Below are 23472 nucleotides of genomic sequence, written 5' to 3'. Positions count from 1 at the left end.
AGGTATGTAAAAATGTATTTGAATACATATGGGGACAAGGCAAATAGACTTACACGAAGAACTTAAAAGATATTTTGGCTTTAGTCAGTTCAAGGGTCTGCAGGAAGAAGTTATAAGAAGCATCGTAGGTGGTAATCACAGTTTTGTGATTATGCCCACAGGAGGTGGAAAATCATTATGTTATCAGTTACCTGCACTTATTGCAGAGGGTACTGCTATTGTGGTATCACCACTTATAGCATTAATGAAAAACCAAGTAGATGCACTTAGAGGTATATCTCAAGAAGAGGGCATAGCTCATGTACTTAATAGCTCGCTTACTAAAGGAGAGATAAAAAAAGTAAAAGAAGATATTACTAATGGAGTAACAAAACTCTTGTACGTGGCTCCCGAGTCACTTACTAAAGAAGAAAACGTTGAGTTTTTAAGAGGAGTTACTGTTTCTTTTCTAGCTATAGATGAAGCACACTGTATCTCAGAGTGGGGACATGATTTTAGACCAGAATACCGTAACCTACGTAAGATTATAGGTAGGATAGGTGATAATATCCCAATTATAGCGGTTACTGCTACTGCTACTCCAAAAGTGCAAGAGGATATTCTTAAAAACTTAGGGATTACAGATGCAAACACTTTTAAGGCTTCATTTAATAGACCTAATCTATATTACGAGGTGCGACCTAAAACGGCACAAGTAGATGCAGATATTATTCGTTTTGTGAAGCAAAATGAAGGTAAGAGTGGTATTATATATTGCCTCGCACGTAAGCGTGTAGAGGAGTTAGCACAAACATTGCAAGTAAACGGACTTAAAGCGGTGCCATATCATGCAGGACTCGATGCAAAAACACGAGTGAGGCATCAAGATATGTTCTTGATGGAAGATGTGGATGTGGTGGTTGCTACCATAGCTTTTGGGATGGGAATTGATAAGCCAGATGTAAGATTTGTTATACATCATGACATTCCTAAAAGTATAGAGAGCTACTATCAAGAAACTGGTAGAGCGGGAAGAGATGGAGGAGAAGGACATTGTCTTGCTTTTTATGCATATAAGGACATAGAGAAGCTTGAGAAATTCATGAGTGGTAAGCCCGTTGCCGAACAGGAAATAGGTCATGCCTTACTTCAAGAAGTAGTAGCTTTTGCAGAGACGAGTATGTCTAGACGTAAATTTATACTTCACTATTTTGGAGAGGAGTTTGATAACGCCACTGGAGAAGGAGGGATGCTTGATGACAACATGCGTAATCCTAAAAAGCAACACGAGGCAAAAGAGGAACTTGTAAAAGTGTTATCTGTAATACGAGATACTAACGAGATTTATAAAAGTAAAGAGATTGTTCTTACGTTAAGAGGAAAGGAAAATGCTATTATCAGTTCGCATAAAACTCATGAGCAGCCATTTTTCGGTATAGGTCATGACCAGAAAAAAGAATATTGGTTTGCCCTTATACGTCAAGCTCTCGTTGCGGGATATATAAAGAAGGATATTGAGACTTATGGCGTTGTAAAAATGACACCACAAGGTCTAGATTATATAGAGAACCCTGTCTCATTTATGATGACAGATGATCATGTATTTGATGCAAATACTGATAATGCAATAGTATCTGCTCAAAAAGCAGGAGCTGGAGCCGATAAGAAGCTCCTAGAAATGCTTAAAGACTTGCGTAAAAAAGTAGCAAAGAAGCTTGATGTGCCACCATTTGTAGTTTTTCAAGACCCTTCACTAGAAGATATGTCTATTAAATATCCTGTAAGCGTAGAAGAGCTGGGTAACGTACATGGAGTAGGTGATGGTAAAGCTAAGAAATACGGAAAAGAATTTGTAGCGCTCATCGATAGATATGTTTCTGATAATGAAATTTTAAGACCAGATGATCTTGTTGTAAAAAGTACAGGAGCAAATAGCGGATTAAAATTATACATTATCCAAAACGTAGATCGCAAATTACCACTGGATGACCTCGCCTCTGCAAAAGGTAAGGATATGGCAGACTTCATTAAAGAGATGGAGGCGATCGTTTTTAGCGGTACGCGTCTTAATATAGATTACTGGATTAACGATATACTTGACGAGGATCAGCAAGAGGAATTGCATGATTATTTTATGGAGGCAGAGACAGATAAAATTGAAGTTGCCATGGAAGAATTTGATGGGGACTATGAAGACGAGGAGTTGCGTTTATATAGAATTAAATTCATGAGTGAGGTGGCAAATTAAATCGTAATTATATGAGATGTGTTTGGTTTTAAGTACGCTTTCGCGAAAGCGTGATTAATTAAAAATCATCCCTAAGACTATTTCCGATTCGTTTATTATAGCATGGTACATCTAGCATTTATTACCTTCACAATATGTTGAAACTAGTATACGATATACGGCATTATTTTGAGAAACATGGGTTTTATGTTTCCTCTAGACTCGCAGACCGCCTAGGAATGCGAGCAAAAAATGTCAGACTTTTTTTTATATATGTGTCATTTGCAACCCTAGGGGTAGGCTTTGCATTATATCTTACAGTGGCGTTTTGGCTTAAGTTAAAAGATCTTATTTATACAAAGCGTACTTCTGTTTTTGACTTATGAATTTGTTTTCCTTTTTTAAGAATAAAATTTATTTAGCTATAGTGCTCCTAGTAACGACCTTGCTTTTAGGAGTTTTTGGCTATCGTTTTATAGCAGACTACAATTGGGTAGATGCTGTATATATGACGGTAATTACAATAACTACCGTGGGTTTTGGAGAAGTGATACCACTCACACCCGAAGCAAAAATTTTTACAGTAATACTTATTTTATTAAGTGTTGTGATTGTGGGTTATGCTTTGACAGTAATCTCGGAGTATATAATAAGTAAGAGTTCTTATAAAGATTTAATACATAAAAAGGTGCAGCAAGAAATCGATAAAATGACAGATCACATCATTGTGTGTGGTTATGGACGTAATGGACAAGAGGCGGTGCAAAAGCTCATGGCTTATAACAAGCAGTTTGTGGTCATTGAGATGGATTTGGACGTTATAGAGCGCTATGAAATGGATAAGAATATTCATTTTGTATATGGCAACGCAAATGAAGATGAGATACTAGAAAAAGCTGGAATCACAAAGGCCTCGGCACTATTGTGTGCGCTTCCTGAAGATGCAGACAACCTTTTTATAGTGTTGAGTGCACGCCAACTTAATAGTAAGCTCAAGATTATAAGTCGCGCCACTGCCGAGACTTCACAAAAGAAACTCAAACTTGCAGGAGCAGATAATGTGATAATGCCTGATAAAATAGGTGGGGATCACATGGCGTCACTCGTCGTAGTTCCAGATCTTATCGAATTTTTAGACAATTTATCTGTAGTAGGAGAGGAGGATAGTATTAATGTAGAGGAAATAAGCTTTGATCAAATTTGTGCAGACGGAAAAGAAGCAAGTATTAAGGAAATTGATTTGCGTTATAAGACTGGCTGTACGATTATAGGTTACAGATCACCATCTGGTAAGTATATTGTTAACCCAGAAGCAGATATGAGACTAGAGAGAGGGTCAAAATTAATAGTGATAGGGCGCCCTGAACAAATCAAAAGACTACACGAGACCTTTGGTATTTAAATATTGTTAAGGATTTTAAGATAGTTTCCTTTGAATAAGGGGCATTTTTTTGGATATTGCTAGCTGAATTTACAATAACTTAATATATCTATACTAATGAAGAAATACCTTTTATTCATTCTTTCTGTTTTTATTCCGCTTCTTTCATTTGCACAAGAAACTCAAGAAGTAGGAATTGACCAGAAAATTGACCAAGCATTTCAACCAATTTCAGATTTCTTTTCGGCAATTGTATTTTTTGAAGTTGCAGGAACACCTTTTGTTCTTATTTTATTAGTGGCGAGTGCCGCTTTTTTTACGATTTATTTTGGATTCCCAAACGTACGTTTCTTCTGGAGAGCAATCCAAACGGTACGTGGTAAATATGAAGATATTGAAAAGCATGGAGCTGCAGAGCTTTATGGTGAAGATGGTATTGCACAAGGGCAAGATTTATCTAATGTTGATATAGAAGAGCATATAGAAAATCTTGATGTAGATGATAATCTAGCTATTGATGGAGACATCGTAGATACAATTAGAGATGAAAGTTCTGCAGGAGAAGTTTCTCACTTCCAAGCACTAGCAACTGCAGTATCTGGAACTGTAGGTAATGGTAATATTGCTGGTGTTGCACTTGCTATCGCATTAGGTGGTCCGGGAGCTACATTCTGGATGATAGTTTGTGGTCTTTTAGGAATGTCTACAAAATTTGTAGAGTGTACCTTAGGTGTTCAGTACAGAGATGTTGGTGAAGACGGGACTGTTTATGGAGGTCCTATGTATTATTTAACTAAAGGATTAAAAGCAAAAGGATTTGCAACTTTAGGAAAAATTGCAGCTGTAGTATTTGCTGTTTTCTGTATTGGTGGTTCTTTTGGAGGTGGTAACGCAGCTCAATCTAACCAAGCTACTATCGTTCTTAAAGAGATGTTTAACATGACGAGTGCAGCCTCAGGATTTATTGTAGGTATTGTACTTGCAATAATTGTTGGTATTATCATCATAGGTGGTATTAAGCGTATTGCTCAGGTAACCGAGAAAGTAGTACCTTTTATGGCAATCATGTACGTTGTTGCATGTCTATACATTATACTAAGTAACTTTACTCTTATCGATGATGCTGTTGCACTTATCGTAAAAGAAGCATTTAACCCTACCGCTATTGGTGTAGGAGGATTTATAGGAGTATTATTAGTAGGTTTTAAAAGAGCAGCATTTTCAAATGAAGCTGGAGCAGGATCTGCATCTATTGCACACTCTGCAGTACGTACTAAATACTCTGCAAGTGAAGGTCTAGTGGCATTACTAGAGCCATTTATTGATACAGTACTTATCTGTACGATGACAGCACTTGTGATTATTATTTTCAACTTTGGAGGAGCTTTCCAATATGGTGGTGATGGACTAGGAGCTGTAATGATAGGTGGGGAATCTTTTGAAGGAGCTGGTATTACTGCCAAGGCTTTTGCAGAATATATTCCTTATTCTGATGTATTCTTAACAATCGCAGTGGTACTCTTTGCAGTGTCAACGATGATCTCATGGTCTTATTACGGACTACAATCTTGGAAATTCCTTTTCGGGCGTGGTAAGGTTGCAGATTTAGTGTACAAACTATTATTCTTAACTTTTGTAGTTGTAGGAGCATCTGCAAGTATGAACTCAATATGGGCATTCTCTGATGCAATGATTTTTGCAATGGTTTTCCCTAACATGGTAGGATTATTCTTCCTATTCCCTGTTGTTAAAAAGCAATTAACTAGATACCTTAACGCTATAAAGCTTAAGGAGCAGGCTATAGAGTAATAGTAAATAGTATGAAAAGTTTAAAATCCCATTTCATTTACGATAGGCGTAAAAGAAATGGGATTTTCTTTTTTATAGCAATAATTATTGCGTGTACTGCTGCGGTCATTTTTTATACCCCAGAAGCCGATGTGCAAATATCTCAAGAAGAAGATCTAGAGGTTTTGGCATTTCAGAAGGAGATAGACTCTCTTAAGGTAATAGAGATTGAAAAACGTAAGCCTAAGATTTTTCCTTTCAACCCTACACTACTTACAGACTTCAACGGTTATAAACTTGGTATGACCACAGAGGAGATAGATAGAGTATTACGCTTTCGCGAAAGCGGGAAATGGTTTGACTCCACCGCTCAGTTTCAAAAAGTGTCAGGTGTCTCAGATTCCCTACTTGCTGTTATGGAACCTTATTTTAAATGGCCGAAATGGATTGAAGAGCAAAAGAAATCTCCTAAAAAGAAATCTATCTTTAAAAAGAAATGGAAAACTGCCGAAGAAAAAGGTGATCTTAATAGTGTCTCTTTTGAAAAGTTGATTGCTATTGATGGTGTAGATGAAGATATAGCGACCAGAATACTTAGACATCGTGATAAAACTGGAGGATATCTAGTAGATTTTCAGCTTTACAGTGTGTTTGGGGTTGATAAAAATTTGAAACGTGCAATTCTTAACGAATACACGGTAAAAGAAAAGCCAGTAGTTGCATTAGTAAATGTGAATACGGCAACCGCATCAGATTTATCTACCGTTCCTTTACTTAATTTTGATCTTGCCAAAGAGATAGTAGATTATCGAATTCTCAGAGAAGGTATCAAATCGATAGAAGAATTGAAAAATTTGGAGGGTATGACAGACTTTAAATATGATATAATAAGTTTATATTTACATATTGATTGAAATTGCTATAAATAACCATCACATTCTTAGTAATTATTCTAATTTTAGAGAATTACTTACTAGAATGAAATTCCCAATTGTAAGAGTTGTAAAAGTCTTACAATTGGATTGAAAAAGAATTTTAAATATGACAAACATGTATTTTACGGAGGAGCATAATCTCTTTCGCGAAAGCTTAAGAGACTTTCTTAAGAAAGAAGTAGTGCCACACATTGATAAGTGGGAGAAAACAGGACAGATAGAACGCTTTATCTGGAAGAAATTTGGTGACATGGGATTCTTTGGGATTAGTTATCCAGAGGCATATGGAGGAATGAATCTTGACTTCTTCTATACTGTTATCTTATTAGAGGAGCTACAGCGTATTAATAGTGGTGGATTTGCTGCTGCTATATGGGCACATGCTTATCTTGCAATGACACACCTTAATGTAGAGGGTGATGAAAGAATAAAATCTGAATATCTTACAGCAAGTATTGCAGGAGATAAAATAGGATGTTTGTGTATCACAGAACCTTTTGGTGGAAGTGATGTTGCAGGTATGAGAACTACAGCTGTTAAGGATGGTGATCATTATGTAATTAATGGTTCTAAGACCTTTATTACAAACGGTGTCTATTCAGATTATTTAATAGTTGCAGCTAAGACAGCTCCTGAACTAGGAGGAAAAGGGATGAGTATCTTCCTTTTAGATAGAGACATGCCAGGTATAAGTGCAACAAAGCTGGATAAGCTAGGATGGAGAGCATCAGATACTGGAGAGATTGCATTTGATAATGTGAAAGTTCCATTAGCAAACCTTATGGGTGAAGAAAATGCAGGCTTTGGGTATATCATGCAGCATTTTGCTTCAGAGCGTCTTATTATGGGTATAAATGCTCATGCGAGAGCAGAGTATGCTATTGAGTATGCGCTAGATTACATGAAAGAGAGAATGGCGTTTGGTGTTACTATTGATAAATTTCAAGCATTACGACACAAACTTGCAGAGCGCCAGGCAGAGGTAGAGATGTCAAAAGCTTTTAATTATACAGTTGCATATCGCCTTAATAAGGGAGAGTATGTTGTAAAAGAAGCGACGATGTCAAAACTCACTGCAACAAAAATTGCAGACGAAGTGATTTATGACTGTTTACAGATGCTAGGTGGTTATGGCTATATGGAAGAGTATCCGCTTGCACGTATGTTGCGTGACAGTAGGCTAGGACCTATAGGTGGTGGTACCTCAGAAATACTGCGTGAAATCATTGCAAAAATGGTTATCGATAAGAAGACTTACAAAGCAAAGTCAGAAGAAATTTCAAAAAATTAAAGGATAGGGTTGCGGGGTTACTTTTAAAACGTATATTTGCAGCCTGAAAACCGAATAAGAACTTAAAGAAAGGAGGTCCCACTATGTTAATTATACCAGTAAAAGACGGAGAAAATATAGATAGAGCGCTTAAACGTTTTAAGCGTAAATTTGATCGCACAAAAACTATGCGTAATCTTAGAGAGCGCAAGCAGTTTACAAAGCCTTCTGTAGTAAGAAGACGTGAGATTCAAAAAGCATCGTACATCCAAGGGATGAGGGATGCAGAGAATATCTAGTATTTATTAATCCGTTGTCATGCAAAGCATGATCTGGATTAACAGGGAGATTAAACCTCTCTCAATCATATAAAACCGTTGTGTTGTAAAGTTTATCTTTACAGTGCAACGGTTTTTTATTTTAGACATATGTTGCAAAGGGTGTTTGTAGTAATTCTAATAATCTATCTTATTTATGTCATTGACCTCTTTTCTTGATTATCTCAGTCTTGAGAAAAATTATAGCAAGCATACGGTTGTAGCTTATGAGAAAGACGTGGTTGAATTTTTGGCTTTCGCCAAAATAATTTTTGATGAAAATAATTTAGCAGACATTCATTACGCGCAAATCCGATCTTGGATTGTAAGTCTTGTAGATAACGACGTTTCTAACCGAACGGTCAATAGAAAGATATCTTCGTTAAAGGCTTACTATAAATTCTTACTTAAAATAGGTGAGATAGAAGCTTCGCCACTTGCGAAGCATAAATCACTAAAAACTCCCAAGCGACTGCAAATTCCATTTTCTGAAGTAGAGGTGGGAGCTGTCTTTGATCGGCTAAAAGAAGCTGATGATTTTGCAACGTTGAGAGACTTATTCATAGTGGAGCTTCTGTATGCAACTGGAATGAGACGTGCTGAGCTAGTGGATCTGACTGTGGGGAGCATTGATGTGGTTCAAAAAACCATAAAAATTATAGGTAAACGTAATAAGGAGCGCATCGTTCCTTTGCTTTCTAGTGTGGTTGTTACTTATGATAGGTATATAGCTGTTAGGTCTTCTGTAGCTAGTAGTGGTGAAGATGCTCTCTTGGTGACTAATAAAGGTGCTAAAATTTATAGCACCCTTGTATACAGGATAATTAATCGTTACTTTAGTGAGACGTCAGATAAGTTAAAAACGAGTCCGCATATATTGAGACACTCGTTTGCAACGCATTTACTTAATCAGGGTGCAGATTTGAATATTGTAAAAGAGTTATTGGGTCACGCGAGTCTTGCATCTACGCAAGTTTATACGCATAATAGTGTCCAGGCGCTCAAAGATGTTTATTCTAAAGCGCATCCTCGCAATAAAAAGTAATTATCTGAGTAATTAAAGGAAGCACCTATTGTAAGGTGTTTGAGTTTTGAACTAAAAATATATAATCTTATGAAAGTAACTGTAGAAGCGCCAAAATTTGATGCAGATGTAAAGCTCATTGAATTCATTGAAAAAAAAGTAGGAAAGCTTGAGCATTTTTATGATAAGATAATTCACGCAGATGTGTTCTTGAAATTAGAGCCTAATGTGAAGCCGGATAATAAAATTGTGGAGCTATTAATCAGTGTTCCAGGGGATGAGTTTATTGTAAAGAAAATGGCAAAGTCTTTTGAAGAGGCTACAGACACGTGTGTACAGTCTATGGAGAGGATGCTTTTAAAGAGAAAGGATAAAATTAGATCTTAATTTTTTTGATTTTTTTTCAAAAAAAAATTGGATAAGTATAAAAATTAGTTATCTTCGCAGTCCGTTAGAAATAGCGGACTTTTTTATGCCTCTTTAGAGAGGTCTATGTAAGTAAAAAGCCGATGTAGCTCAGCTGGCTAGAGCAGCTGATTTGTAATCAGCAGGTCGTGGGTTCGAGTCCCTCCATCGGCTCTTTTTTAACTGAAATAAAAAGGTTAAAAAGTTCTTTAAAATATTGTTTTATTATTCAAAATTAATACGTAGTTTTGCGCACTGAATTTTGATAATACAATGGGGAGATACTCAAGCGGCCAACGAGGACTGACTGTAACTCAGTTGTTTTTAACTTCGCAGGTTCGAATCCTGCTCTCCCCACACCTTTAATTTCATTATCACTTTTGTTAGTGAGATTATAAACGCGGGAGTAGCTCAGTTGGTAGAGCGTCAGCCTTCCAAGCTGAATGTCGCCAGTTCGAACCTGGTCTCCCGCTCTAAATGCCTTTGAGGTGTTGAGCTTTCGCGAAAGCGTAAAAAAATCCGCCGACGTAGCTCAGGGGTAGAGCGTTTCCTTGGTAAGGAAGAGGCCACGGGTTCAATTCCCGTCGTTGGCTCAAAAAAAGAAATAATAACAATGAGTGCTGGTCGCACTCACTTTTCGTGTTTAAATGAGAAGGTATTCGATCAATAGTAAACTAGTACACTAATAATAACTAAGATTAAATAATTACATTATGGCAAAGGAAACATACGATCGTTCGAAACCCCATTTAAATGTTGGAACTATCGGACACGTAGATCACGGTAAAACAACTTTAACAGCTGCGATTACAAAGGTATTGGCAGATGCGGGTTTTTCAGAAGCTTCTGCTTTTGATCAAATTGATAATGCTCCTGAGGAAAAAGAAAGAGGTATAACAATAAACTCTTCACACGTTGAGTATGCTACGGAGAACCGTCACTACGCACACGTTGATTGTCCAGGTCACGCCGATTATGTAAAGAATATGGTAACTGGTGCTGCTCAAATGGACGGTGCTATACTTGTTGTTGCCGCTACAGATGGACCTATGCCACAAACACGTGAGCACATCCTTCTTGGTCGTCAGGTAGGTATTCCTCGTATCGTTGTATTCATGAATAAAGTGGATATGGTTGATGATGAAGAATTACTTGAGCTTGTAGAGATGGAGATCAGAGATCTTCTTTCTTTCTACGAGTATGATGGAGATAACGGTCCTGTAATTGCTGGTTCTGCTCTTGGAGCATTAAACGGTGAGCAAAAATGGGTTGATACAGTATTAGAGCTTATGGCTGCTGTTGATGCTTGGATCGAAGAGCCACTACGTGAGACTGAAAAGCCTTTCCTTATGCCAATAGAAGATGTATTCTCTATTACAGGTCGTGGAACTGTTGCTACAGGTCGTATCGAAACTGGTATTGCAAACACTGGAGATCCTGTTGAGATCATTGGTATGGGTGCAGAGAAACTTACATCTACTATTACTGGTATTGAAATGTTCCGTCAGATCCTTGATAGAGGTGAGGCTGGAGATAACGCTGGTATCCTTTTAAGAGGTATTGAGAAATCAATGATTTCTAGAGGAATGGTAATTGTTAAGCCAGGATCAGTAACACCACACGCTAAGTTTAAAGCTGAGGTTTATATTCTTAAGAAAGAAGAAGGTGGACGTCACACTCCATTCCACAATAACTACCGCCCACAGTTTTATGTACGTACAACTGATGTAACTGGTAACATCATGCTTCCTGATGGAGTTGAGATGGTTATGCCTGGAGATAACTTAACTATTACTGTTGAGCTTATCCAGCCTATCGCACTTAGCTTAGGTCTTCGTTTTGCTGTCCGTGAAGGTGGTAGAACTGTAGGAGCTGGTCAGGTAACTGAGATATTAGATTAATTCTAGTCTATAGATAAAAAGTAAAGGTGTCTTGTTTTTGCAAGACGCCTTGACTTTTGTTAAGAGGGGTTCTGTTTAGCTTTCGCGAAAGTGTTGCTTGTTGAAATCCTAAGTTTATGAATAATAACGATAATTTCTTTTGAAATTTGAGATTCAAAACTTAAAGTATACGGGATTAGCTCAGTTGGTAGAGCACTGGTCTCCAAAACCAGGTGTCGTGAGTTCGAGTCTCTCATCCCGTGCAACTTAAATTAGCTTTAAGATTAATTTTTAGAGCTAATTTATATTTTGAAAACATTAGAACATCCTAGCGCTTGTTAGGTGTTTGTTTAGAAAGAAATAACTATTATGGCTGGATTAATTAATTACGTTCAAGAATCATATAATGAGCTTAGAAACCACGTAACGTGGACGCCGCTTCCAGAAGCGCAACGTCTAATGGTGGTGGTTGCTGTGTTTTCTATAATTTTTTCATTGGCTATTTGGGGTGTTGATACCGTTTTTAGTAATGTGATTAAGTTATATTTTGATAAAGTAGTTGGAACAAATTAATTCAAGCAAGATGGCTAAGACAAGTAACACGAAGCAGTGGTATGTGGTAAGGGCCGTTAGTGGTCAAGAGAATAAAGTAAAGGCGTATATCGAGCAAGAAATTTCTCGTTTAAATCTTGAGGATAGTATTGAAGAGGTGTTAGTGCCTACTGAAAAAGTTATTCAAATCCGTAATGGTAAAAAGGTTAACAAAGAGCGTGTTTATTTCCCTGGATATATAATGGTTAAAGCTAATCTTGGTGGAGAAATTCCTCACATTATTAAGTCTATTAATGGTGTAATTGGTTTTCTTGGTGAGGTTAAAGGAGGAGATCCTGTTCCTTTACGTAAGTCTGAGGTTAATCGTATGTTAGGTAAGGTGGATGAACTTGCTGTAAAGCAAGACAGTATATCTATACCATTCACTATAGGTGAGACAATCAAGGTGATTGATGGTCCATTTAATGGGTTTAATGGTACGGTTGAGAAAGTGAATGAAGAAAAGCGTAAGCTTGAAGTGATGGTGAAGATATTCGGAAGAAAGACTCCGTTAGAGCTTAGCTATATGCAAGTGGAAAAAGTATAAGAGATTAATTGTTACATTAATATATTTTAGATTTTGTTCTATGCTTCCACATTATGAACAGGTCTGTTTAAATTTTTAGAAATGGCAAAAGAAGTAAGTAAGGTTGTTAAGTTACAAGTACGTGGAGGGGCTGCAAATCCTTCTCCACCAGTAGGACCTGCTTTAGGTGCAGCCGGTGTAAACATCATGGAGTTCTGTAAGCAGTTTAATGCTAGAACTCAAGATAAAGCTGGTAAAGTGCTTCCTGTTGCGATAACTGTTTATAAGGATAAGTCTTTTGATTTTGTAATCAAGACTCCTCCAGCAGCAGTTCAATTATTGGAAGCAGCTAAAGTTAAAAGTGGTTCTGGTGAGCCTAACCGTAAGAAGGTTGCAAAAGTTACTTGGGATCAAGTACGTGCAATTGCAGAGGACAAGATGCCTGATTTAAATGCATTTACAATTGATAGTGCAATGAAGATGGTGGCTGGTACAGCTCGTTCAATGGGAATAACGGTTAAAGGTGGAGATGCTCCAGCTTAACAGCTTAAAACAAAATTAAAATGGCAAAATTAACAAAAAAGCAAAAAGAAAATCAGACTAAGATTGAAGCGGGTCAAACCTACAATCTTGCTGATGCTTCTGCTTTAATTAAAGAAGTAAGTAACGTAAACTTTGATCCTTCTGTAGATATTGCTGTACGTCTTAATGTTGATCCTCGTAAAGCTAACCAGATGGTTCGTGGAGTGGTTACATTACCTCACGGTACTGGTAAGGATGTAAAAGTGCTTGCGCTTGTTACTCCAGACAAGGCTGCAGAGGCTCAAGAGGCTGGTGCAGATTACGTAGGATTAGACGAGTACCTTGAGAAAATCAAAGGTGGTTGGACAGACGTAGATGTAATTATTACTATGCCTAGTGTAATGGGAAAATTAGGACCTTTAGGACGTGTCTTAGGACCACGTGGTTTAATGCCTAACCCTAAGACTGGTACAGTTACTATGGATATTGCAAAAGCAGTATCTGATGTAAAAGCAGGTAAGATTGACTTTAAAGTCGATAAGACTGGTATCATTCACGCTTCTGTAGGTAAAGCATCTTTTGATGCTGAGAAAATTGCAGGAAACGCAAGAGAATTAATAACAACATTAGTAAAGCTTAAACCTACTACGGCAAAAGGTGTTTACATAAAGAGTATTTTTATGTCAAGTACTATGAGCCCATCTGTAGAGGTAGATGCTAAGCGATTCGCTACTGACTAGTTCAAATTTTAAATTATGACAAGAGAAGAAAAATCAATAGTAATTAAAGATTTAACTGCGCAGTTAGGGGATAATGTACATATTTATCTTGCAGATATATCTGGTTTAGATGCAGGTACGACTTCTAATTTACGTCGTGCATGTTTTAAAGCGGGAGTTAGTCTAGCAGTAGTTAAAAATACATTGCTTTCAAAGGCAATGGAGGCATCAGACAAGGATTTTGCAGAACTTCCAAGTGTATTAAAAGGAAACACTGCAATCATGTTTGCTGAGACGGGTAATGCACCTGCTAAGGTAATTAAGGAATTTCGTAAGAAATCTGACAAACCTTTATTAAAAGGAGCATTTATTGAAGAAGCTATTTATGTTGGAGATGACCAACTTGATAGTCTGGTAAATATCAAATCTAGAGAAGAACTTATTGGAGACATCGTTGGATTGCTTCAATCACCTGCTAAGAACGTTGTTAGCGCTCTTAAGTCAAGTGGAGGTAAACTCGCTGGTATTATCAAAACCCTTTCTGAAAAGGAAGGATAAGCAGTACGCACTATTATTTATTATATAACAATTACAATTTTCAAAAACGATAGAAAATGGCAGATTTAAAAGATTTCGCAGAACAATTAGTTAACCTTACAGTAAAAGAAGTAAACGAGTTAGCTACTATTTTAAAAGATGAATACGGTATCGAGCCTGCTGCTGCTGCAGTAGTAGCTGGACCAGCTGGAGCTGGAGCTGAAGCTGCTGAGGAAAAGTCAGAATTTGACGTGATCCTTAAAGCTGCTGGTGGTTCTAAACTTGCTGTAGTTAAACTTGTAAAAGAATTAACTGGAGCTGGACTTAAAGATGCAAAAGAGCTTGTAGATAATGCACCATCTCCTATCAAGGAAGGTGTTTCTAAAGACGAAGCTGAAGCACTTAAAGCTCAATTAGAAGAAGCTGGTGCAGAGGTTGAGCTTAAGTAAGCTTACCATAATAACTAGATAAAGGTTTAGGTTAATTGTACTTCTTCGGAAGTACGATTATACCTAAACCATTTGTCGTATAAGATGGTTACCTTTTTTGTAACTCGATATTTACTTGATTTTAATCGTACATAATAAATCATATTTAAACTTGCTAAGGGGCAAGTTTAGTTCTAATCAAATTCCGTTCGTTGATGATGCAAGATGCAAAACAAGGAGAAAGAATCAGTTTCTCATCGGTAAAGAATAGACCTGATTATCCAGACTTTTTGGATATTCAAGTAAAGTCTTTCCAAGATTTTTTCCAACTGGAAACAAAGTCTGATGAGAGAGGTGATGAGGGTCTTTATAATACTTTTCTCGAGAACTTCCCAATTACAGATACTCGTAACAACTTTGTACTCGAGTTTTTAGATTATTTCGTTGATCCACCAAGATACTCTATTCAAGAGTGTATTGAGCGTGGTCTTACATATAGTGTGCCTTTAAAAGCACGTCTAAAATTATACTGTACTGACGAAGAGCACGAGGATTTTGAAACTATTGTACAAGATGTATATCTAGGTACAATTCCATACATGACTCCTAGCGGAACATTTGTGATCAATGGCGCAGAGCGTGTTGTTGTTTCTCAACTACACCGTTCACCTGGAGTTTTCTTTGGACAATCGTTCCACGCAAATGGAACAAAATTATATTCTGCCCGAGTAATTCCTTTTAAAGGATCTTGGATAGAATTTGCGACAGATATTAATAGCGTTATGTACGCATATATCGATCGTAAAAAGAAATTACCTGTTACTACACTTTTCCGTGCAATCGGTTTTGAAAGAGATAAAGACATCCTTGAAATCTTTGACCTTGCAGAGGAAGTAAAAGTTTCTAAAACAGGATTAAAAAAATATTTAGGTCGTAAGCTTGCTGCACGTGTTCTTAACACATGGCATGAAGACTTCGTAGATGAAGATACTGGTGAAGTTGTTTCTATCGAGCGTAACGAGATTGTGCTTGACCGTGATACTGTATTAGAAAAAGACCATGTAGAAGAAATTCTTGAAGCTGGAGCTAAGACCGTATTACTTCACAAAGAAGATAATCAGCAGGCAGATTATGCGATTATCCATAATACACTACAAAAGGATCCAACAAACTCTGAAAAAGAGGCTGTTGAACATATTTATAGACAACTACGTAATGCTGAACCGCCAGATGAGGAAACAGCACGTGGTATTATTGATAAATTATTCTTCTCAGACCAACGCTATAACTTAGGTGAAGTAGGTCGTTACAGAATGAATAAAAAATTAGGTCTTGATATCGAGATGGATAAGCAAGTGCTTACTAAGCTTGATATTATTACAATTATTAAGTATCTAATTGAGTTGATTAATGCAAAAGCAGAGATTGATGATATTGATCACTTATCAAACCGTCGTGTACGTACAGTTGGTGAGCAATTATCTGCACAATTTGGTGTAGGTCTTGCTCGTATGGCTCGTACTATTCGTGAGCGTATGAACGTTCGTGATAATGAAGTTTTTACTCCTATTGACTTGATTAATGCAAAGACATTGTCTTCTGTTATTAATTCTTTCTTTGGAACAAACCAGTTATCACAATTTATGGATCAAACCAATCCTCTTGCAGAGATAACGCACAAGCGTCGTCTTTCTGCTCTTGGACCTGGAGGTCTATCTCGTGAGCGTGCTGGATTTGAGGTACGTGATGTTCACTATACTCACTACGGAAGACTATGTCCAATTGAAACACCAGAGGGACCAAACATTGGTCTTATTTCATCTCTTGCAGTATATGCAAAGGTGAATAACATGGGATTCATTGAGACTCCATATAGAAAAGTAGAAAACGGTAAAATCGATTTAAAATCTGAACCACTTTATTTAAGTGCAGAGGAGGAAGAAGGGATGTTAATTGCACAAGCAAACAACCCGATGGATGATAGTGGGGCAATTACTGAAGAAAAAGTAATTGCACGTATGGAAGGAGATTTTCCTGTTGTAGATCCTGATACCGTACACTATGCAGATGTCTCTCCTAACCAGATTGCATCTATATCTGCATCTCTTATTCCATTCTTGGAGCATGATGATGCAAACCGTGCACTGATGGGATCAAACATGATGCGCCAGGCAGTACCACTTATTATGGCAGATGCGCCTATCGTGGGAACAGGTCTGGAACGTCAAGTAGCTACAGACTCTAGAGTACTTATTAACGCAGAAGGTGCGGGTACTGTTGAGTATGTAGATGCAAACATGATTACTATCAAGTATGATCGTACTGAAGATGAGCGTTTAGTTAGCTTTGACGAAGATTCTAAATCATATAACCTTATTAAGTTCCGTAAAACGAACCAAGGAACAAATATCAACTTGAAACCTATTGTAAAAGTAGGTGATAGAGTAGAAAAGGGTCAAGTATTATGTCAAGGGTATGCTACCGAGAAAGGGGAGCTTGCACTAGGACGTAACATGAAGGTTGCCTTCATGCCTTGGAAAGGATATAACTTTGAGGATGCAATCGTAATATCTGAAAAGGTAGTACGTGATGATATCTTTACTTCTATTCACATTGATGAGTATTCTCTTGATGTGCGTGATACTAAGTTAGGAAACGAAGAGCTTACAAACGATATCCCTAACGTTTCTGAGGAAGCTACTAAGGATCTTGATGAGCACGGAATGATCCGTATAGGAGCAGAGGTAAAACCTGGAGATATATTAATAGGTAAGATTACTCCAAAAGGAGAATCTGATCCTACTCCAGAAGAAAAACTTTTACGTGCAATCTTTGGAGACAAAGCTGGTGATGTAAAAGATGCTTCTCTTAAAGCTTCTCCTTCTTTACATGGTGTGGTTATCAATAAGAAATTGTTTGCAAGAGCAATAAAAGATAAGCGCAAGCGTGCAAAGGATAAAGAAGATATCGCTGTTCTTGAAAATGAGTATGACGATAAGTTTGACGATTTACAAGCTGTAGTAATTGAAAAATTATTTAAGCTAGTAAACGGTAAAACTGCTCAAGGTGTTATGAACGATCTAGGTGAGGAAGTTCTTCCTAAAGGAAAGAAATTCACTCTTAAGATGCTTAACTCTGTAGAAGATTACACGCACCTTACACAAGGTACTTGGACTACAGATGACAAGACTAACACGCTTATAGCAGATTTATTACACAACTATAAGATTAAAGAAAACGATCTACAAGGAAACTTACGTCGTGAGAAATTTACAATTTCTGTAGGAGATGAATTACCAGCTGGTATCATCAAACTTGCAAAAGTGTACATTGCTAAAAAACGTAAGCTTAAAGTAGGTGATAAAATGGCAGGACGTCACGGTAACAAAGGTATTGTTGCTCGTATCGTTCGTCAAGAAGATATGCCATTCCTTGAGGATGGAACTCCAGTAGATATCGTTCTTAACCCACTTGGTGTACCATCTCGTATGAACATCGGGCAGATTTATGAAACGGTACTAGGATGGGCTGGTCAAAAATTAGGAAGAACGTATGCGACGCCTATTTTTGATGGAGCTACACTAGATCAGATTAATGCACTTACTGATGAGGCAGGTATTCCACGTTTTGGACATACTTACTTATATGACGGAGGTACGGGAGATCGTTTTGATCAACCAGCAACAGTAGGAGTTATCTACATGCTTAAACTAGGACACATGGTAGATGATAAGATGCACGCGCGTTCTATCGGGCCATACTCTCTTATTACGCAACAACCTCTTGGAGGTAAGGCGCAGTTTGGAGGTCAGCGTTTTGGTGAGATGGAGGTTTGGGCTCTTGAGGCATATGGAGCTTCGGCAACATTGCGTGAGATCTTAACTGTAAAATCTGATGACGTGATTGGTCGTGCTAAGACGTATGAAAGTATTGTAAAAGGAGAGCCTATGCCAGAGCCGGGACTTCCTGAATCTTTCAACGTATTAATGCATGAGCTTAAAGGACTGGGACTAGACATTCGTCTAGAGAATAAGTAAATGGTTTTTGGAAAGCGGAGTCTTTTGAGGTTCCGCTTTCGCGAAAGCGTAACAATAACCATTCACAACAATAATTAATTCGACATATACAGAATTATGGCAAGAAATAATGATAATGTACAACAGCCGAAGTTTAATGCTATCTCGATCGGTCTTGCGTCTCCAGAATCTATTCTAGGGGCATCAAGAGGAGAAGTTTTAAAGCCGGAAACAATAAACTACCGTACGCACAAGCCAGAGCGTGACGGGTTGTTCTGTGAGCGTATTTTTGGTCCTGTAAAGGACTATGAGTGTGCTTGTGGTAAATATAAAAGAATACGCTACAAAGGGATCGTGTGTGATCGTTGTGGTGTTGAAGTAACAGAAAAGAAAGTACGTCGTGATCGCGTGGGGCACATTAATCTTGTGGTTCCTGTTGCACACATTTGGTACTTTAGATCGTTACCTAACAAAATAGGTTACTTACTTGGTCTTCCATCTAAGAAATTAGATATGATCATTTACTACGAGCGTTATGTGGTTATACAACCAGGTATTGCAAAGAGTGAAGAAGGTGAGGAGCTTAACAAGATGGATTTCTTAACAGAAGAGGAGTATTTAAATATACTTGATAGTCTTCCTCAAGAAAACCTATATCTTGATGACGAGGATCCAAACAAATTTATCGCCAAAATGGGTGCTGAATGTTTGATCGACCTTCTTAAAAGAATTGATCTTGATGAGCTTTCTTATGAGTTACGTCACAAGGCAAATAATGAGACGTCTAAACAACGTAAAACGGAGGCGCTTAAACGTCTTCAAGTTGTAGAGGCACTTCGTGATTCAAACAAGAATCGTGAGAATCAACCTGAGTGGATGATTATGAAGGTTGTACCTGTAATTCCACCAGAATTACGTCCACTAGTACCACTAGATGGAGGTCGCTTTGCAACATCAGATTTAAATGATCTTTACCGTCGTGTAATCATACGTAACAACCGTCTTAAGAGATTGATGGAAATCAAGGCTCCTGAGGTAATTTTACGTAATGAGAAGCGTATGCTACAGGAATCTGTAGATTCACTTTTTGATAACACGCGTAAGTCATCTGCAGTAAAAACAGATTCTAACAGACCATTAAAGTCTCTTTCTGATTCTTTAAAAGGTAAGCAAGGGCGTTTCCGTCAAAACTTACTTGGTAAGCGTGTGGATTATTCAGCACGTTCTGTAATTGTTGTTGGACCTGAGCTTAAATTGTTTGAATGTGGTATTCCTAAAGGAATGGCTGCCGAACTTTATAAGCCATTTGTAATCCGTAAGCTTATTGAGCGTGGGATTGTAAAGACAGTAAAATCTGCAAAGAAAATAATAGACAAAAAAGAGCCAGTAGTTTGGGATATTTTAGAGAATGTTCTTAAAGGACACCCTATCCTCCTTAACCGTGCTCCTACGCTTCACCGTCTAGGTATACAGGCCTTCCAGCCTAAACTTATTGAAGGTAAAGCAATACAGTTACACCCATTAGTATGTACAGCATTTAACGCCGATTTTGACGGTGACCAGATGGCAGTACACTTACCATTGGGACCTGAAGCGATACTTGAGGCGCAGCTATTAATGCTTGCTTCTCATAATATCTTAAACCCTGCAAACGGTGCTCCAGTAGCAGTACCTTCTCAGGATATGGTATTAGGTCTTTACTATATGACAAAGGCCAGAAAATCGACTCCAGAATTTCACGTAAAAGGAGAAGGAATCACTTTCTACTCTGCAGAAGAGGTAAACATTGCCTACAATGAAAAGCGTGTAGACATTAATGCCATCATTAAAATACGTGCTAAGGATTTTAATGAAAATAAAGAGCTTGTTTATAAAGTAATGGAGACGACTGTAGGTCGTGTGCTATTTAATGAAGCAGTGCCAGAAGCAGCTGGATATATTAACGAAGTATTGACTAAGAAGTCTCTTCGTGATATTATCGGTGGTATTCTTAAAGTGACTAGTGTACCTGTAACAGCAGATTTCCTTGACCGTATCAAAACGATGGGTTATGGATTTGCATTCCGCGGTGGACTATCATTCTCTCTTGGAGATATTATTATCCCGAAGGAGAAGCAGGAAATGATTGATGATGCAAACGAGCAAGTGGAAGGTATTACTGGATCTTATAACATGGGTCTTATTACTAACACAGAGCGTTATAACCAAGTTATTGATGTATGGACATCAACAAACGCGACTCTTACGGAGCTTTCTATGAAGCGTATCCGTGAGGATCAACAAGGGTTTAACTCGGTGTACATGATGCTTGACTCTGGGGCACGTGGATCTAAGGAGCAGATTCGTCAGCTTACTGGTATGCGTGGTCTTATGGCAAAACCAAAAAAATCTAACGATGGAGGTGGTGCCATTATTGAAAACCCTATTCTTTCTAACTTTAAGGAAGGTCTTTCAATTCTTGAGTACTTTATCTCTACGCACGGTGCACGTAAAGGTCTTGCAGATACCGCTCTTAAAACGGCAGATGCAGGTTACTTAACACGTCGTCTAGTAGATGTGTCACAAGATGTTATTATTAATAGCACAGATTGTGGTACGTTAAGAGGTGTAGAAGTAGGAGCTCTTAAGAAAAACGAAGAAATCATTGAGAAACTAAGCGCACGTATCGTGGGACGTACATCATTAAATGATGTAATTAATCCACTTACAAACGAGGTAATCGTTGAGGCTGGTGTTGAGATTGATGATGACATAGCAGATCTTATAGGTGCTGCACCAATAGAAACTGTAGAGGTTCGTTCTGCGCTTACTTGTGAGGCTAAGAAAGGAATTTGTGTGAAATGTTACGGTCGTAACCTAGCAACCAATAAAACGGTGCAAATGGGTGAAGCTGTAGGAGTAGTAGCAGCACAATCTATTGGAGAACCAGGTACACAGCTTACACTTCGTACGTTCCACGTAGGAGGGGTAGCAGGAGGTGTGTCTGAGGATTCTAGTGTAACAGCTAAATTCCCTGGACTACTTGAGATCGAAGATCTTAAAACTGTAACTGGACAAGATAACGAAGGAAACGATGTTCAAATCGTAATCTCTCGTACATCTGAAGCAAAAGTATCTGATCCTAAAACGGGTATCACATTAAGTACAAATACAATTCCTTACGGTTCACAAATATTTGCCAGCTCTGGTGATAAAGTGAAAGCTGGAGATGTAATCTGTAAGTGGGATCCATTTAACGGTGTAGTTATTTCAGAATTTGCTGGAAAAATTAAGTTTGAGTCTATTGAGCAAGGTATTACATACCGTGTAGAAACAGATGAGCAAACAGGTTTCCAAGAAAAAGTAATATCTGAATCTAGAGATAAGAAGAAGATACCAACATTGATTATTGAGGATAGCAAAGGAAACGCGCTACGTTCTTACAACTTACCAGTAGGAGCTCACCTTATGATTGATGATGGAGATAAAATTAAAGAAGGTAAGATTCTTGTAAAAATACCTCGTAGGTCTGCAAAGGCTGGCGATATTACAGGGGGTCTTCCACGTGTAACTGAATTGTTTGAAGCACGTAATCCATCTAACCCAGCAGTAGTATCTGAGATAGACGGTGTGGTTTCATTCGGTAAAATCAAACGTGGTAACCGTGAGATAATCGTAGAGTCTAAGCTTGGAGAAATCAAGAAGTACTTAGTGAAGTTATCTAATCAGATTCTAGTTCAAGAAAATGATTATGTACGCGCAGGTATGCCACTCTCTGATGGATCTGTGACACCTAATGATATTCTTAATATCAAAGGGCCGTCTGCAGTACAGCAGTACCTAGTAAACGAAGTACAAGAAGTATATCGTCTACAAGGGGTGAAGATTAACGATAAGCACTTTGAAGTTGTTGTGCGCCAGATGATGCGTAAAGTACGTATACAAGATCCAGGAGATACTATCTTCCTAGAGAATCAATTGGTACACAAAGCAGACTTCATTGAAGAAAATGATGCAATGTACGGTATGAAAGTCGTAGAAGATGCAGGAGAATCTGAGAGCCTTAAACCAGGTCAACTCGTTTCACCACGTGAGCTTCGCGATGAGAACTCTTTACTTAGAAGAGAAGATAAGAATCAAGTTACAGCTCGCGATGTAAGTCCAGCTACAGCTTCTCCTATCCTTCAGGGTATTACAAGAGCATCGTTACAGACTAAGTCATTTATCTCTGCAGCATCATTCCAAGAGACAACAAAAGTATTGAACGAAGCTGCTGTAAGCGGTAAGATTGATTACTTAGAAGGTCTTAAAGAGAATGTTATTGTAGGTCATAAGATTCCAGCAGGAACGGGAATGCGTCGTTACGATAATATACTCGTAGGAAGCAAAGAAGATCTTGAGAATATGATGACTGAAAAGCAAGAAGTGAATTACAACTAGTATGTAGTTTGAGTTTTTTAATTTTTTAAGAAACAAAAGCTTTAATAATTTTTAAAACCCGTTCAGCAATGCTGAACGGGTTTTTTATTTTAATATAACTAATCACATTGCTTAGATGGGGTTCAATATTTTGTGTTGAGATAAATGCTCATTAGACTATTTACGCTTTTGCGAAAGCGTACTAATACTTACACTTTATAGATGTATTTGAAGCAGCACCATGTTTTAATGTATCGGAACATATGATAACCATTAACCATTCATTATGTAAAGCTACTATGTAGATATGAAAAGTGTCTTGCGAAATCACTTATCAAAATATAAGAAGATTTACAGGAGCTTGTAATTATAATAAGAATATGAACAATGTATGAATGATCATCAATTCAAGTGCTACTAGACGCAACTAGTGCTTTTAGTAACTAGTTTTAGTTTTTGGTCTTTAATTTATGTAATGGGACTAGAACGTGCTGTATTGAATAAATATTAAACGCTTTTAGGCAAAAGT

The 23472-nt window shown here is 37.7% G+C and carries 18 protein-coding genes and 5 tRNA genes; all 23 read left to right on the top strand.

What is annotated here, in order from left to right:
- The first annotated feature begins 28 nt into the window (after nucleotides 1-28).
- The 23 genes from ACJJVU_RS13500 to rpoC all read left to right on the top strand — a co-directional run bounded on the left by ACJJVU_RS13500 (nucleotide 29) and on the right by rpoC (nucleotide 22964).
- Nucleotides 29-2227, top strand: a complete 2199-nt coding sequence (locus tag ACJJVU_RS13500; RefSeq protein WP_298326337.1) for an ATP-dependent DNA helicase RecQ — start codon at nucleotides 29-31, stop codon at nucleotides 2225-2227.
- 134 nt (nucleotides 2228-2361) lie between these two features.
- Nucleotides 2362-2592, top strand: coding sequence for a PspC family transcriptional regulator (locus ACJJVU_RS13495; protein WP_108878167.1), 231 nt, complete (start codon nucleotides 2362-2364; stop codon nucleotides 2590-2592).
- On the top strand, nucleotides 2589-3608 hold the full coding sequence (locus tag ACJJVU_RS13490; protein ID WP_298326329.1) for a TrkA family potassium uptake protein: 1020 nt from the start codon (nucleotides 2589-2591) through the stop codon (nucleotides 3606-3608). The genes ACJJVU_RS13495 and ACJJVU_RS13490 overlap by 4 nt, the downstream gene beginning before the upstream one ends.
- A gap of 96 nt (nucleotides 3609-3704) precedes the next feature.
- Entirely contained in the window at nucleotides 3705-5396 is a 1692-nt protein-coding gene (locus ACJJVU_RS13485) for an alanine/glycine:cation symporter family protein (RefSeq protein ID WP_405226439.1), read from the top strand.
- An 11-nt stretch (nucleotides 5397-5407) separates the two neighbouring features.
- A complete protein-coding gene (locus ACJJVU_RS13480) occupies nucleotides 5408-6289 on the top strand; it encodes a ComEA family DNA-binding protein (RefSeq protein ID WP_405226436.1) in 882 nt (293 codons plus the stop codon).
- Between the two features lie 127 nt (nucleotides 6290-6416).
- Nucleotides 6417-7601 (top strand): acyl-CoA dehydrogenase family protein, encoded by a 1185-nt coding sequence (locus tag ACJJVU_RS13475; RefSeq protein WP_405226433.1) that lies wholly within the window; start codon nucleotides 6417-6419, stop codon nucleotides 7599-7601.
- 83 nt (nucleotides 7602-7684) lie between these two features.
- Entirely contained in the window at nucleotides 7685-7879 is a 195-nt protein-coding gene (gene rpsU, locus ACJJVU_RS13470) for a 30S ribosomal protein S21 (RefSeq protein WP_013749868.1), read from the top strand.
- A 175-nt stretch (nucleotides 7880-8054) separates the two neighbouring features.
- Nucleotides 8055-8942 carry a tyrosine-type recombinase/integrase gene (locus tag ACJJVU_RS13465; protein WP_405226430.1) on the top strand — a complete coding sequence of 296 codons (888 nt, stop codon included), beginning with the start codon at nucleotides 8055-8057 and terminating at the stop codon, nucleotides 8940-8942.
- Between the two features lie 69 nt (nucleotides 8943-9011).
- The gene (locus ACJJVU_RS13460) at nucleotides 9012-9308 is read left to right on the top strand and encodes an HPF/RaiA family ribosome-associated protein (RefSeq protein ID WP_108878173.1); all 297 of its coding nucleotides are present in this window, start codon (nucleotides 9012-9014) and stop codon (nucleotides 9306-9308) included.
- A 118-nt stretch (nucleotides 9309-9426) separates the two neighbouring features.
- Nucleotides 9427-9500: transfer RNA gene (locus tag ACJJVU_RS13455), tRNA-Thr, on the top strand.
- 101 nt (nucleotides 9501-9601) lie between these two features.
- Nucleotides 9602-9683, top strand: a tRNA-Tyr gene (locus tag ACJJVU_RS13450).
- 43 nt (nucleotides 9684-9726) lie between these two features.
- Nucleotides 9727-9799, top strand: a tRNA-Gly gene (locus ACJJVU_RS13445).
- A 48-nt stretch (nucleotides 9800-9847) separates the two neighbouring features.
- Nucleotides 9848-9919 (top strand) — tRNA-Thr (locus ACJJVU_RS13440).
- A gap of 120 nt (nucleotides 9920-10039) precedes the next feature.
- Nucleotides 10040-11227 (top strand): elongation factor Tu, encoded by a 1188-nt coding sequence (gene tuf / locus ACJJVU_RS13435; protein WP_405226426.1) that lies wholly within the window; start codon nucleotides 10040-10042, stop codon nucleotides 11225-11227.
- 169 nt (nucleotides 11228-11396) lie between these two features.
- Nucleotides 11397-11469: transfer RNA gene (locus ACJJVU_RS13430), tRNA-Trp, on the top strand.
- Between the two features lie 106 nt (nucleotides 11470-11575).
- Entirely contained in the window at nucleotides 11576-11779 is a 204-nt protein-coding gene (secE, locus tag ACJJVU_RS13425) for a preprotein translocase subunit SecE (RefSeq protein WP_013749864.1), read from the top strand.
- A 10-nt stretch (nucleotides 11780-11789) separates the two neighbouring features.
- Entirely contained in the window at nucleotides 11790-12344 is a 555-nt protein-coding gene (nusG, locus tag ACJJVU_RS13420; RefSeq protein ID WP_013749863.1) for a transcription termination/antitermination protein NusG, read from the top strand.
- 81 nt (nucleotides 12345-12425) lie between these two features.
- On the top strand, nucleotides 12426-12866 hold the full coding sequence (gene rplK, locus ACJJVU_RS13415; RefSeq protein WP_013749862.1) for a 50S ribosomal protein L11: 441 nt from the start codon (nucleotides 12426-12428) through the stop codon (nucleotides 12864-12866).
- Nucleotides 12867-12886: 20 nt separating this feature from the next.
- Nucleotides 12887-13585, top strand: coding sequence for a 50S ribosomal protein L1 (gene rplA / locus ACJJVU_RS13410; RefSeq protein ID WP_013749861.1), 699 nt, complete (start codon nucleotides 12887-12889; stop codon nucleotides 13583-13585).
- 15 nt (nucleotides 13586-13600) lie between these two features.
- Nucleotides 13601-14122, top strand: a complete 522-nt coding sequence (rplJ, locus tag ACJJVU_RS13405; protein WP_108878175.1) for a 50S ribosomal protein L10 — start codon at nucleotides 13601-13603, stop codon at nucleotides 14120-14122.
- A gap of 56 nt (nucleotides 14123-14178) precedes the next feature.
- Nucleotides 14179-14550 (top strand): 50S ribosomal protein L7/L12, encoded by a 372-nt coding sequence (gene rplL, locus ACJJVU_RS13400; protein WP_035334247.1) that lies wholly within the window; start codon nucleotides 14179-14181, stop codon nucleotides 14548-14550.
- 194 nt (nucleotides 14551-14744) lie between these two features.
- The gene (rpoB, locus tag ACJJVU_RS13395) at nucleotides 14745-18566 is read left to right on the top strand and encodes a DNA-directed RNA polymerase subunit beta (RefSeq protein WP_405226419.1); all 3822 of its coding nucleotides are present in this window, start codon (nucleotides 14745-14747) and stop codon (nucleotides 18564-18566) included.
- 96 nt (nucleotides 18567-18662) lie between these two features.
- Entirely contained in the window at nucleotides 18663-22964 is a 4302-nt protein-coding gene (rpoC, locus tag ACJJVU_RS13390) for a DNA-directed RNA polymerase subunit beta' (RefSeq protein WP_339847052.1), read from the top strand.
- The last annotated feature ends 508 nt before the right edge of the window (nucleotides 22965-23472 follow it).

The sequence above is a fragment of the Dokdonia sp. Asnod1-B02 genome, from assembly GCF_045063955.1.
Classification (GTDB): Bacteria; Bacteroidota; Bacteroidia; order Flavobacteriales; family Flavobacteriaceae; genus Dokdonia.
Note: the sequence above shows the minus strand (reverse complement) of the source record. Positions and strands in the feature narration are given on the sequence as shown.